Below are 13534 nucleotides of genomic sequence, written 5' to 3' on the forward strand. Positions count from 1 at the left end.
AGCCCTAGCCGTTGAGGCGGCGGCTGTCGAAGGCGTCGCGGGCCTCGTAGGCGCTGTAGGTGGCCTGGGCGGCGAGCAGGCCGGCGAGGCCGAAGGCGTGGGTCAGGCCGAAGCGGGCGAAGCCGGGCGGCACCGCCCTGGCGCCGCTGATGGCGTCGGCCAGCACTTCGCCGGCCACGGTGGTCGGCGCCATGCCGTGGCCGCCGAAGCCGATGGCGTGCCAGATGCCGGCTTCGTCCTGGCCGATCTGCGCCATCTGGTGGCGGCCGTAGCTCATCAGGCCGCCCCAGGAGTAGTCCACCTTCACCTCGGCCAGCTGTGGATAAACCAGCGTCAGGTCGCGCTTGAGCAGGGCGGCGATGGACTCCGGGCCGCGGTCGAGGATGGAGATGCGCCCGCCCCAGAGGATGCGGCTGTCGGCCAGCGGGCGGTAGTAGTCGAAGGCGAAGCGGGTGTCGTAGACCGCGGCCTGGCAGGCGATGGCGTCCTGCAGGCGCTCGCCCAGGGGCTCGGTGGCGATGACGTAGGTGGCGATGGGCAGCACCGCGCGCTCGATGGGCCGGTACACGCCGCGGGCGTAGCCGCCGCCGCAGAACACCACCTGTTTGGCGTGCACTTCGCCGCCGGCGGTGCGCACGACGAAGCGGCCGTCGCGTTTTTCGATGCCCAGGGCTGGCGAGCCTTCGTGGATGCGCACGCCCAGGCCGGCGGCGGCGCGGGCCACGCCGCGCACGTATTTCAGCGGGTGGAAGTGGAAGGCGTTGCGTTCCAGCAGGCCGCCGAAGTAGCGGTCGGTCTTGAGCTGTTCGCGGAGCGCGCCGGGGGCGATGGGTTCCCAGTCCACGCCGTAGGCTTCCTTCATCAGGCGCCGGGGTTTTTCCAGGCGCGAGGGGTCGTTGAACCAGTTGGCGAGGATCACGCCCTGGTCCACCAGGTCGCAGTCGATGGCGTATTGGCGCGCGCGTTGGCGGATCAGGTCCACGGCTTCGAGGGTCAGGTGGTAGAGCCGCCGCGCCTGCTCGGCGCCGAGGGTGGCGAGCAGGTCGGCGTTGCCCAGGCTGTAGCCGCCGAAGACGAAGCCGCCGTTGCGCCCCGAGGCGCCGTGGCCCACGTAGTGCGATTCCAGCAGCGCCACGTCGGTGATGCCGCGTTCGGCCAGGCCCAGGGCGGTGTTGAGGCCGGCGAGGCCGCCGCCGAGGATGCACACGCGGGTGTCGAGGCGGCCGGTCTGGGTGGGGTAGGTCGGTTTTGCGGAGGTGGCTTCGTAGTAGGTTTGGGTGAAGGTGGGCATGGCTGACTCGTCCCTTGAGTTGTTGAACGAGTGTTTAGCCGTTGGGGCGGGGAGGGCAATTGAAAAATCTTCGGGTTGGGATTCCTTGGGGGACTGGAGTGCAAGGGGTTTAGAGCGCCCTCTCCCCAACCCTCGGCTGCGCGCCCCGCCCTGAAGGGAGAGGGGGCCAGTCCGTGCCGAGAGAAGTGATGGTTTCAGCCGGAAATCGACGGAGCGGCCGGCTGACTCCAGAGCATCCAAGCGCTCCGAACGGTCCCCTCTCCCTTCAGGGAGAGGGTTAGGGAGAGGGAGCGGGCTCGAACCCTCGCACCGTGGCCTACCCGAGCGCACTCAATACTCGATCACCACATCCCCCTTCGGCACGCTGCAGCACGACAGGATGTATCCCTCGGCCACATCCTCGTCGGTAATACCGCCGTTGTGCTCCATCTCCACCTCGCCGGAGCGCTTCATCACCTTGCAGGTGCCGCAGATGCCCATGCCGCAGGCCTTGGGGATGTGCAGGCCAAGCTTGGCGGCAGCGGCGTGGACGGTTTCGCCGGGGCCCACGCGGATGCTCTTGCCGGTTTCGCAGAACTCCACGTTGTTCAGGTCGGCGGCGGGGATTTCCGGGGCCTCGGCGGCTTCGGCGGCCAGTTCCTTCACTTCCTCGCGGACTTCCGGCGGCGTCGGGCCGAAGGCTTCCTCGTGGTAGCGCGACATGTCGTAGCCTTCGGCTTCGAGCAGGCGCTTGATCGCGTGCATGTAGGGCGTGGGGCCGCAGCAGAAGACTTCGCGTTCGAGGAAGTCCGGGGCTATCAGCTGCAGCATGGCCTTGTTCAGGAAGCCGCGGTAGCCGGCCCAGGCCTCGCCCATCTCGTACTTCTCGCAGATCAGGTGGACCTTGAAGTTGGCGATGCGCGAGGCCATGTGGTCCAGCTCGCGGTGGTAGATGATGTCTTTCGGCGTGCGCGCGCTGTGCACGAAGACCATGTCGACCGAGCCGTTGGTGTCGAAGAACCAGCGCGCCATGGACATCACCGGGGTGATGCCGACGCCGCCGGAGAGGAACAGCGCCTTGTCGGTGGGGAAGTCGATGGCGTTGAAGTTGCCCACCGGGCCGTGCACCGGGACGACGTCGCCTTCCTTGAGGTTGTCGTGCAGCCAGTTGGAGACCTTGCCGCCGGGCACCCGCTTGATGGTGATGGAGAAGCTGTAGGGCACCGAGGGCGAGCTGGAGATGGTGTAGGAACGCATGATCGGCTGGCCGTCGATCTCCAGCTCCAGGGTGACGAACTGCCCGGGCTTGAAGAAGAACATGATCGGCTGGTCGGCCATGAAGCAGAAGGTGCGTACGTCCCAGGTCTCCTGGATGGCCTTGACGCAGCGCACCAGGTGGCGGCCGTTGGTCCAGGTCTGGGTGTTCACCGGGTTGAGGAAGTTGCTCGTCGACATGGTGTCTCTCCGCGCACGCAGGCCGTTTCCCGGCCGAATGGGGCAGCGCCGGGCGGGGACGCTCGCCCCGGCCTTTTCGGCATGCCTGATGGGGCCGATTGTGCGCACGCCCCGTGCCCCTCACTTACCTGCCAGCGACATTTGCATGCTTATCGCGACCTGCCGCCTGGGGCGGGGGCTGCCAGGTCGGAAACGGATGTGGTCGTGTCGCCCATGGATAAGGCACCGCAAAGGCCCGGACGCACACTGCCCCCAGCCGAAACGAAGGTAATCCACCAGAGCGCCTGACCTTCACGCCCGCCGCCGCGGGCCCCGCCCATCGGCAGGGCGGGATTCCGGAGCCACCGGAGTGCCGAAGGCCGTGAACGCCACCTTGCGTAGCGTCGAACCGTATCAGCCACCCAATTTCGCCGCCGCCGATCCCCGGCGGGGCATGAGGACCAACCGATGGACGTCACTACCACCCTGAGTCTGGGCGATCCGCTGGAACAGGCCCGCAAGGCCACCGCCGAGATGCTGCGCACCCGCGACCATTCCTTCTCGCTGCCGCAGCCGTTCTACAACGATGAGCGCCTGTTCAAGCTCGACATGCAGGAGATCTTCCAGAAGGAATGGCTGATCGCCGGCATGACCTGCGAGATCCCCGCCAAGGGCAACTTCCTCACCCTGCAGATCGGCGACAACCCGGTCATCGTGCTGCGCGGCGCCGAGGGCAAGATCCACGCCTTCCACAACGTCTGCCGCCACCGCGGCTCGCGCCTGTGCGTGAGCGACAAGGGCAAGGTGGCCAAGCTGGTGTGCCCCTATCACCAGTGGACCTACGAGCTGGACGGCCGCCTGCTGTTCGCCGGCACCGAGATGGGCGCCGACTTCGACATGAAGGACTACAGCCTGAAGCCGGTGAACGTGAAGACCGCCGGCGGCTACATCTTCATCTCCCTGGCCGAGAACCCGCCGGCCATCGACGACTTCCTGCGTACGCTCGAGCACTACATGGAGCCGTACGACATGGAGAACACCAAGGTCGCCGTGCAGACCACCATCCGCGAAGCGGCCAACTGGAAGCTGGTGCTCGAGAACAACCGCGAGTGCTACCACTGCAACGGCTCGCACCCGGAGCTGCTGAAGACCCTGCTGGAGTGGGACGACGTCACCGACCCGCGCGCCAGCCAGGCGTTCAAGGACCAGGTGGCCGCCTGCACCAAGGCCTGGGACGAGGAGAAGATCCCCTACGCCCACGCCAGCTTCGGCCTGCGCAACCGCATCGTGCGCATGCCGCTGCTCGACGGCACCGTGTCCATGACCATGGACGGCAAGCAGGGCAGCAAGAAGCTGATGGGCCGCATCAAGAACCCGGACCTGGGCTCGATGCGCATCCTCCACCTGCCGCACTCCTGGAACCACTGCATGGGCGACCACCTGATCGTCTTCACCGTGTGGCCGATCAGCGCGCAGGAAACCGTCGTCACCACCAAGTGGCTGGTGCACAAGGACGCGGTGGAAGGCGTGGACTACGACGTGCAGCGCCTGCGCGAAGTGTGGGATGCCACCAACGACCAGGACCGCCGCCTGGCCGAGGAAAACCAGCGCGGCATCAACTCCACCGCCTACCAGCCGGGCCCGTACTCCAAGACCTACGAGTTCGGCGTGATCAACTTCCTTGACTGGTACAGCGAGCGGATGCTCAACAACCTCGGCGAAGAGTCCGCCCACGCGCGGCTGGTCGCTCACGAGTAAACCCAGGTCCACCCGGCGCCCCCTTCACTGGGGGCGCCTGCATTTCGGAGGGGAGAGCGTGGATAGTCTGCTGTTCTATGGCAGTTCGGTGGTCGTTGGCGGGTTGATGGTGTGGAACCTGGTGGCCTGCTGGCGCAATCGTTGAGGGTTCGGCTGCTTTTCGTAGGAGCGAGCTTGCTCGCGAACGGTGTTTCCCGGCGGTTCTGGTGTGTTGGATTGACTCCGCTCCCTCTCCCCAGCCCTCTCCCTGAAGGGAGAGGGGGTTAGTCCGTGCCGAGATGAGCATGGCTTTAGCCGGAAACTGCAGAGCTGCCGGCTGACTCTGAAATATCCGAGCGCTCCGAACGGTCCCCTCTCCCTTCAGGGAGAGGGTTAGGGAGAGGGCGCTCTCAAACCCTGCACCTGCAGCTCCCGGCAAACCCCGTTCGCGAGCAAGCTCGCTCCTACGAAAAGCCATCGTCCCGCGAAAAGCCATCCCCCCTCATTCCCCCAGGCTCTCTAAACCGCCCCCCTCATACCCATATGCCCGCCCGCGACGCCTTCGGTGTCGCGCATGTCGCCGGCTTGACGCTTTCGGTACGACCCTGGTCGTTTTCGAACCGGGCCGCCCCGCCACCCGGGGATATGCTGCCTCCAAAGCGCCGGCACAAGCCCCGGCGCGCCAAGCCCGACAAGCCTTGCCTGATATAGAGAGACGCCAGATGAGCCCAGCCGAACTTCACGCCGACAGCATCGTCATCGATGGCCTGATCATCGCCAAGTGGAACCGCGAACTCTTCGAGGACATGCGCAAGGGCGGCCTGACCGCCGCGAACTGCACCGTGTCCGTGTGGGAGGGCTTCCAGGCCACGGTGAACAACATCGTCGCCAGCAACAAGCTGATCCGCGAGAACAGCGACCTGGTCATCCCGGTGCGCAGCACCGCCGACATCCGCCGCGCCAAGGAGCTGGGCAAGACCGGCATCCTCTACGGCTTCCAGAACGCCCACGCGTTCGAGGACCAGATCGGCTACGTCGAGGTGTTCAAGCAGCTGGGCGTGGGCATCGTGCAGATGTGCTACAACACCCAGAACCTGGTCGGCACCGGCTGCTACGAGCGCGACGGCGGGCTCTCCGGCTTCGGCCGCGAGATCGTCGCCGAGATGAATCGCGTTGGCGTGATGTGCGACCTGTCCCACGTCGGCAGCAAGACCAGCGAGGAAGTCATCCTCGAATCGAAAAAGCCGGTCTGCTACTCCCACTGCCTGCCCTCGGGCCTGAAAGAGCACCCGCGCAACAAGTCCGACGAGGAACTGAAGTTCATCGCCGACCACGGCGGCTTCGTCGGCGTGACCATGTTCGCGCCCTTCCTCGCCAAGGGCATCGACTCGACCATCGACGACTACGCCGAGGCCATCGAGTACGTGATGAACATCGTCGGCGAGGACGCCATCGGCATCGGCACCGACTTCACCCAGGGCCATGGCCAGGACTTCTTCGAGTGGCTGACCCACGACAAGGGTTACGCCCGCCGCCTGACCAACTTCGGCAAGATTGTCAACCCGCTGGGCATCCGCACCGTGGGCGAGTTCCCCAACCTCACCGAGACCCTGCTCAAGCGCGGCATGCCCGAGCGCGTGGTGCGCAAGGTCATGGGCGAGAACTGGGTGCGCGTCCTGGCGGACGTCTGGGGCGAGTAAGCCCGGGTCGCCGACTTCCTTCGTAGGGTGGGTGGCGCGCAGCGATACCCACCATGCCGGCGCCCCGCCGGCCAAGATCATCAACCGGATTCCGAGAACCGAACCATGGCCAAACACGCCCCCGAACTGCCCATCGAAGTCGACAGCGAAACCGGCGTCTGGACCACCGACGCCCTGCCGATGCTCTACGTGCCGCGGCACTTCTTCGTCAACAACCACATGGGCATCGAGGAAGAGCTGGGCGCCGAGCGCTATGCCGAAATCCTCTACAAGGCCGGCTACAAGTCCGCCTGGCACTGGTGCGAGAAAGAGGCCGAATGCCACGGCATCGAAGGCGTGGCGGTGTTCGAGCACTACATGAAGCGCCTGTCGCAGCGCGGCTGGGGCCTGTTCCAGATCGAGCAGATCGACCTCGACAAGGGCACCGCCCAGGTGCGCCTGAAGCACTCCGCCTTCGTGTACGTGTACGGCAAGGTCAACCGCAAGGTCGACTACATGTTCACCGGCTGGTTCGCCGGCGCCATGGACCAGATCCTCCAGGCCCGCGGCAGCAGCATCCGCACCGTGGCCGAGCAGGTCTACAGCGGTTCGGAAGAAGGCCACGACGACGGCCTGTTCATCGTCAAGCCGCTCTGATCCGCGACTTCGGCACAGGCGGCCCGCCGGCCGCCACCACAACAAGAAACCTCTGATCCCGTGAGGATGCCGCAATGGCTTTCGAGGCAATGTTCCAGCCGATCCAGATCGGCAAGCTGACCATCCGCAACCGCGTGCTCTCCACCGCCCACGCCGAGGTCTACGCCACCGACGGCGGCATGACCACCGAGCGCTACGTGAAGTACTACGAGGAGAAGGCCAAGGGCGGCATCGGCCTGGCCATCTGCGGCGGTTCCTCGGTGGTCGCCATCGACAGCCCGCAGGAGTGGTGGAGCTCGGTGAACCTGTCCACCGACCGCATCATCCCGCACTTCCAGAACCTGGCCGACGCCATGCACAAGCATGGCGCCAAGATCATGATCCAGATTACCCACATGGGCCGCCGCTCGCGCTGGGACGGTTTCAACTGGCCGACGCTGATGTCGCCCTCGGGCATCCGCGAGCCGGTGCACCGCGCCACCTGCAAGACCATCGAGCCGGAAGAGATCTGGCGGGTGATCGGCAACTACGCGCAGGCCGCGCGCCGGGCGAAGGAAGGCGGCCTGGACGGCGTCGAGCTGTCCGCCGTGCACCAGCACATGATCGACCAGTTCTGGAGCCCGCGCGTCAACAAGCGCACCGACGAATGGGGCGGCACCTTCGAGGGCCGCATGAAGTTCGGCCTGGAAGTGCTCAAGGCCGTGCGCAAAGAGGTCGGTGACGACTTCTGCGTCGGCATGCGCATCTGCGGCGACGAGTTCCACCCGGACGGCCTGTCCCACGAGGACATGAAGCAGATCGCCAAGTACTACAGCGACACCGGCATGCTCGATTTCATCGGCGTGGTCGGCTCCGGCTGCGACACCCACAACACCCTGGCCAACGTCATCCCCAACATGACCTACCCGCCGGAGCCCTTCCTGCACCTGGCGGCGGGCATCAAGGAAGTGGTCAACGTGCCGGTGCTGCACGCGCAGAACATCAAGGACCCGAACCAGGCCACGCGCATCCTCGAAGGCGGCTACGTGGACATGGTCGGCATGACCCGCGCGCACATCGCCGACCCGCACCTGATCGCCAAGATCAAGATGGGCCAGGTGGACCAGATCAAGCAGTGCGTCGGCGCCAACTACTGCATCGACCGCCAGTACCAGGGCCTGGACGTGCTGTGCATCCAGAACGCCGCGACCAGCCGCGAATACATGGGTGTGCCGCACATCATCGAGAAGACCACCGGCGTGAAGCGCAAGGTCGTCGTCGTCGGTGGCGGCCCGGCCGGGATGGAGGCCGCGCGGGTGGCGGCCGAGCGCGGCCACGACGTGACCCTGTTCGAGAAGAAGGACCAGCTCGGCGGGCAGATCACCACCGCCTCGAAGGCGCCGCAGCGCGACCAGATCGCCGGCATCACCCGCTGGTACCAGCTGGAGCTGGCGCGCCTGGGGATAGACCTGCGCCTGGGCACCGGCGCCGATGCCGACACCATCCTCGACCTGCGCCCGGACGTGGTGGTGCTGGCCAACGGCGGCCACCCGTTCCTCGAGCAGAACGAACACTGGGGCGCCGCCGAGGGCCTGGTGGTGAGCAGCTGGGACATCCTCGACGGCAAGGTCGCCCCCGGCAAGAACGTGCTGGTCTACGACACCATCTGCGAGTTCAGCGGCATGTCGGTGGCCGACTTCCTCGCCGACAAGGGCGCGCTGGTGGAGATCGTCACCGACGACATCAAGCCCGGCGTGGCCATCGGCGGCACCACCTTCCCCACCTACTACCGCAGCATGTACCCCAAGGAAGTGATCATGACCGGCGACCTGATGCTGGAGAAGGTCTACCGCGAGGGCGACAAGCTGGTGGCGGTGCTGGAGAACGAATACACCGGCGCGAAAGAGGAGCGGGTGGTCGACCAGGTGGTGGTGGAGAACGGCGTGCGCCCGGACGAGAGCCTGTACTACGCGCTCAAGCAGGGCTCGCGCAACAAGGGCCAGATCGACGTCGAGGCGCTGTTCGCGATCAAGCCGCAGCCGTGCCTCAGCGAGCCGGGCGAGGGCTACCTGCTGTTCCGCATCGGCGACTGCGTGGCCCAGCGCAACACCCACGCGGCGATCTACGACGCGCTGCGGCTGTGCAAGGATTTCTGAATAGAGCCGTGGGAGGCTGGAGGCGGAAGGCTGAACGAAAGAGCGACCGTGCCTGCTTTTTCGTCCAGCTTCCAGCCTCCAGCCTTCAGCGAAAAGGCTGGTGACCCATGCTTAATACGATTCTTCCCCTCCTGCTCTTTGCCGCTCTGGCACTGGCCGCATTCGGCGCCGTGAAGCGCTTCGCCATGTGGCGCCGCGGGCGGCCCGCGCAGGTCGACTGGCTCGGCGGCCTGCTGGCCATGCCGCGGCGCTACCTGGTGGACCTGCACCACGTGGTCGAGCGCGACAAGTACATGTCCAAGACCCACGTGGCCACCGCCGGCGGCTTCGTCCTGGCGGCGCTGCTGGCCATCGTCGTGCACGGCTTCGGCCTGCACAGCCGGATCCTCGGCTTCGCCCTGCTGGCGGCCACGGCGCTGATGTTCGGCGGCGCGCTGTTCGTCGCCAAGCGCCGCCTCGACCCGCCGTCGCGGCTGTCGAAGGGCCCATGGATGCGCCTGCCGAAGAGCCTGCTGATGTTCTCGGCGAGCTTCTTCATCGCCACGCTGCCCGTGGCCGGCATCCTCCCGGAAGGTTTCGGTGGCTGGTTCCTCGCGGCCATCCTCGCCATCGGCGTGGCCTGGGGCGTCTCCGAGCTGTTCTTCGGCATGACCTGGGGCGGGCCGATGAAGCACGCCTTCGCCGGCGCCCTGCACCTGGCCTGGCACCGCCGCTCCGAGCGCTTCGCTGGCGGCCGCTCCACCGGCCTGAAAGCCCTCGACCTGAGCGACCCCATGGCCCCGCTGGGCGTGGAGAAACCCACCGACTTCACCTGGAACCAGCTGCTGGGCTTCGACGCCTGCGTGCAGTGCGGCAAGTGCGAGGCCATGTGCCCGGCCTTCGCCGCTGGCCAGCCGCTGAACCCGAAGAAGCTGATCCAGGACATGGTCATCGGCCTGGCCGGCGGCAACGACGCCAAGTTCGCCGGCTCGCCCTATCCCGGAAAGCCCCTGGGCGAGCACAGCGGTGGCCCGCACCTGCCCATAGTCGCGCTGGAAGGCAAGGCCCTGGTGGATGCCGAGACGCTGTGGTCGTGCACCACCTGCCGCGCCTGCGTCGAGGAATGCCCGATGATGATCGAGCACGTCGACGCCATCGTCGACATGCGCCGCCACCTCACCCTGGAAAAGGGCGCCACCCCGAACAAGGGCGCCGAGGTGCTGGAAAACCTGATCGCCACCGACAACCCCGGCGGCTTCGCCCCCGGCGGCCGGCTGAACTGGGCGGCCGACCTGAACCTGCCGCTGATGAGCGAGCAGAAGCAGGCCGACGTGCTGTTCTGGGTCGGCGACGGCGCCTTCGACATGCGCAACCAGCGCACCCTGCGCGCCTTCGTGAAGATCCTCAAGGCGGCGAAAGTGGACTTCGCCGTGCTCGGCCTGGAAGAACGCGACAGCGGCGACGTGGCCCGCCGCCTGGGCGACGAGGCGACCTTCCAGAGCCTGGCCAAACGCAACATCGCCACCCTGGCGCAGTACCGCTTCAAGCGCATCGTCAGCTGCGACCCGCACAGCTTCCATGTGCTGAAGAACGAGTACGGCGCCCTGGGCGGCAGCTACGAAGTGCTGCACCACACCACCTTCATCGACGAACTGGTTAAGAGCGGCGCGCTGCAGCTGGGCCAGAGCAAGGCCGACAGCGTGACCTACCACGACCCCTGCTACCTGGGCCGCTACAACGGCGAGTACGAGGCGCCGCGCAATGTGCTCAAGGCCATCGGCATCGAGGTCAAGGAGATGCAACGCTCCGGCTTCCGCTCGCGCTGCTGCGGCGGCGGCGGTGGCGCGCCGATCACCGACATCCCCGGCAAGCAGCGGATTCCGGACATGCGCATGGTCGACATCAAGGAGACCGGCGCCGAGCTGGTGGCCGTGGGTTGCCCGCAGTGCACCGCGATGCTCGAAGGCGTGGTGGCGCCGCGGCCGGAGATCAAGGACATCGCCGAGCTGGTGGCGGAGGTGCTGATCGAGAGCGCGGAGGCGCCGGCAAAAAAGCCGGCGGCGGTTAAGCGGGAAGAAGTGGTGGGGGTGCATTGATGATTCGGACGACTTCAGGCCTTGGCCGTGTGCCGGCGGTGAGTCCGCAGGCCCTCTCCCTAGCCCTCTCCCTGAAGGGAGAGGGGACCGTCTCTGCCACGGCGGACATCGGCTTTAGCCGGGTTGTTCGCTGCGCCATTACTTACCGGGGCGCTCGGATAGCGCCCTCTCCCTTCAGGGAGAGGGCGGGGGGAGAGGGCGGCCCGGGCCTCGATGCCAGCCCGTTCGCGAGCAAGCTCGCTCCTACGAAAAGCCCAGGCTCGCTGGAGGTTCTGTCATGAGCGACATCATCCGCCGCGACCCACGCGCCGAGTGGATCGCCCGCAACCGCCTGCACCCGCTGCACGCGGCCATGCAGTCCGCCCAGGGCGGTGAGGTGCGCTGGATGGGCCCCAACGGCCTGATCCGCAAGAACCTCCACGCCGTTGGCTTCATCGGTCCCAACGGCGTCAAGCGCATCGACCGCTCCGGCGGCCAGCAGGGCACCGCCGGCAAGCGTTCCAGCGCGCCGGAAGTGGTGCAGCTGCCGCTGCAGGTCATCGAGCAGCCGGCGTTCTACATCGCCGTGGTGCCGGACATGGTCGGCGGCCGCCTCTCCAGCCACGACCGCGACCTGCTGGGCCTTGCCCGCAAGCTCGCCGGCGACGCCGGCGCGGTGCTGGCCATCGTCTTCGGCGAACACAAGGAAAGCGCCTTCGACACCGCCGGCGTCGACCGCCTGCTGCAGGTCGAGGGCGACGAATACGAAGGCTACGCCCCGGAACAGCGGGTGCTGGCGCTGCGCGCCGTGGACGGCCAGTTCGTGCCGCGCCACTGGCTGCTACCCGATAGCCGCACCGGTGGCGGCGAACTGGGCCGGCGCCTGGCCGCCAGCCTTGGCGAACGCCCGGCCACCCGCGTCTGGCAGGCCGAGGGCGAGCGCTGTATCGGCCGCGCCGGCGCCGGCCAGCAGGACCTGCAACGGCCGCTGGCGCGCCTGATCCTGGCCGCCGCCGAGTGCGCCGAGCCGGTCAGCGAGACGCGCCACGAGGCCTGCCCGGTCGCCCTGGAAGGCGGCGTGGCGCGCAACCTGCCGCGCATCGAGGACCTCGGCCCGGTGGCCGTGGACCCGGCGCAGATTCCCATGGCCGAGGCCGAATTCATCCTCTCCGGCGGCAACGGCGTGCGTGACTGGGACCTGTTCCACCGCGCCGCCGCGGCCCTGGGCGCCACCGAAGGCGCCTCGCGGGTGGCGGTGGACGACGGCCACATGCCGCGCAACCGCCAGGTCGGCGCTACCGGCACCTGGGTCACCGCGCGGGTCTACCTGGCGGTGGGCATCTCCGGCGCCATCCAGCACCTGCAAGGCATCGGCGCCTGCGACAAGGTGGTGGCGGTGAACATGGACCCCGGCTGCGACATGATCAAACGCGCCGACCTTTCGGTGATCGGCGACTCCACGGCGATTCTCCAGGCGCTGATCCGCCTGGCCGAGGAGTATCGCCAGGGAGGGGCGCGGGATGCGGCTTGAAGGCAGTCCCTGGGCCCCCGCGTTCGCGGGGGTGACGATGCCGGAGACAAGGCACGTGGCAAACCCCGTCATTCCCGCGCACGCGGGAACCCAATAAACACCGCGTCGAGATCCCATCATGACCGACCTGAACATCGTCACCCTGGTCTCCATCGGCGCCCACCCCGCCTCCGGCCGCGCCCGTCGCGCCGAGCAGGATGCCCGCGCCGTCGAACTGGGCCTGCGCCTGGCCGGCAAGCGCCTGCAGGTGCTGCACGCCGGCAACCCGCAGGAAGAGGCGCTGCGCAGCTATCTGGGCATGGGCCTGGACGAGCTGGCGGTGCTGGAACAACCGGCCGGCACCGACGCCTTGCCGGCGCTGGTCGACTACCTCGGCGGCGCCGGCGCGCAACTGGTGCTCACCGGCAGCCAGGCCGAGACCGGCGAAGGCTCCGGCATGCTGCCGTTCCTGCTCGCCGAACGCCTGGGCTGGCCACTGGTGGTGGGCCTGGCCGAGGTGGAGAAGGTCGAGGGCGGCAGCGCCCAGGTGCTGCAGGCCCTGCCGCGCGGCCAGCGGCGCCGGCTGAAGGTGCGCCTGCCCTTCGTCGCCAGCGTCGACAACGCCGCCCCGGTGGCGCGCCAGAGCGCCTTCGGCCCGGCCCGGCGTGGCTTCATCGAGGCCCACGAGGTGGAGGTCGTCGAGGACGACCTGCTCGCCGCCAGCAGCCTGCAACCGGCGCGCCCGCGGCCCAAGCGGCTCAAGGTGATCAAGGCCAAGACCGGCGCCGAACGCATGAAGGCCGCCACCGCCAAGGCCTCCGGCGGCACTGGCCAGGTGCTCAAGGACCTGGCCCCGGAGGCGGGCGCCGAAGCCATCTTCAAGCTGCTGCGCGAGGAAGGCGTGATTCGCTGAGCTTGCCGACTGCGTCGATGCGCTCTTCGTAGGATGGGTTGAGTTTGCGATACCCATCGCCGTGGTCTGATGGGTATCGCTTCGCTCAACCCATCCTACGGAGGTTCGTCGCGCGATCAACCTGCTGAAATGGCACGAAATTTGG

General features: G+C 67.4%; 9 protein-coding genes. 7 read left to right on the forward strand and 2 right to left on the reverse strand.

The window, feature by feature from the left end:
• Positions 1-4 precede the first annotated feature (4 nt).
• Together M8R19_RS16610 and gbcB are read right to left on the reverse strand one after the other, a co-directional pair.
• Positions 5-1291, reverse strand: coding sequence for an NAD(P)/FAD-dependent oxidoreductase (locus M8R19_RS16610; RefSeq protein WP_249918358.1), 1287 nt, complete (start codon positions 1289-1291; stop codon positions 5-7).
• 330 nt (positions 1292-1621) lie between these two features.
• Positions 1622-2725: a glycine betaine monooxygenase reductase subunit gene (gbcB, locus tag M8R19_RS16615; RefSeq protein WP_249918359.1), complete on the reverse strand. Its 1104-nt coding sequence runs from the start codon at positions 2723-2725 to the stop codon at positions 1622-1624.
• 447 nt (positions 2726-3172) lie between these two features.
• Between gbcB and gbca the strand changes: the two genes are divergently transcribed.
• The 7 genes from gbca (at position 3173) to etfB (ending at position 13389) form a co-directional block, all read left to right on the forward strand.
• Positions 3173-4462 carry a glycine betaine monooxygenase oxygenase subunit gene (gene gbca / locus M8R19_RS16620; protein ID WP_249918360.1) on the forward strand — a complete coding sequence of 430 codons (1290 nt, stop codon included), beginning with the start codon at positions 3173-3175 and terminating at the stop codon, positions 4460-4462.
• Between the two features lie 701 nt (positions 4463-5163).
• On the forward strand, positions 5164-6141 hold the full coding sequence (locus tag M8R19_RS16625) for a dipeptidase (protein ID WP_116425775.1): 978 nt from the start codon (positions 5164-5166) through the stop codon (positions 6139-6141).
• Positions 6142-6246: 105 nt separating this feature from the next.
• The gene (locus M8R19_RS16630; protein WP_043256596.1) at positions 6247-6777 is read left to right on the forward strand and encodes a DUF5943 domain-containing protein; all 531 of its coding nucleotides are present in this window, start codon (positions 6247-6249) and stop codon (positions 6775-6777) included.
• Positions 6778-6851: 74 nt separating this feature from the next.
• Positions 6852-8912: a dimethylglycine demethylation protein DgcA gene (gene dgcA, locus M8R19_RS16635; RefSeq protein ID WP_074986121.1), complete on the forward strand. Its 2061-nt coding sequence runs from the start codon at positions 6852-6854 to the stop codon at positions 8910-8912.
• 107 nt (positions 8913-9019) lie between these two features.
• Positions 9020-10987, forward strand: coding sequence for a dimethylglycine demethylation protein DgcB (gene dgcB / locus M8R19_RS16640; RefSeq protein WP_249918361.1), 1968 nt, complete (start codon positions 9020-9022; stop codon positions 10985-10987).
• Positions 10988-11264: 277 nt separating this feature from the next.
• Complete coding sequence (etfA, locus tag M8R19_RS16645) at positions 11265-12497, forward strand: electron transfer flavoprotein subunit alpha (protein ID WP_249918362.1); 1233 nt, start codon at positions 11265-11267, stop codon at positions 12495-12497.
• 118 nt (positions 12498-12615) lie between these two features.
• The gene (gene etfB, locus M8R19_RS16650; protein ID WP_074986113.1) at positions 12616-13389 is read left to right on the forward strand and encodes an electron transfer flavoprotein subunit beta; all 774 of its coding nucleotides are present in this window, start codon (positions 12616-12618) and stop codon (positions 13387-13389) included.
• The last annotated feature ends 145 nt before the right edge of the window (positions 13390-13534 follow it).

This window comes from Pseudomonas sp. R3.Fl, from assembly GCF_023516765.1.
Taxonomy (GTDB): domain Bacteria; phylum Pseudomonadota; class Gammaproteobacteria; order Pseudomonadales; family Pseudomonadaceae; genus Pseudomonas; species Pseudomonas citronellolis.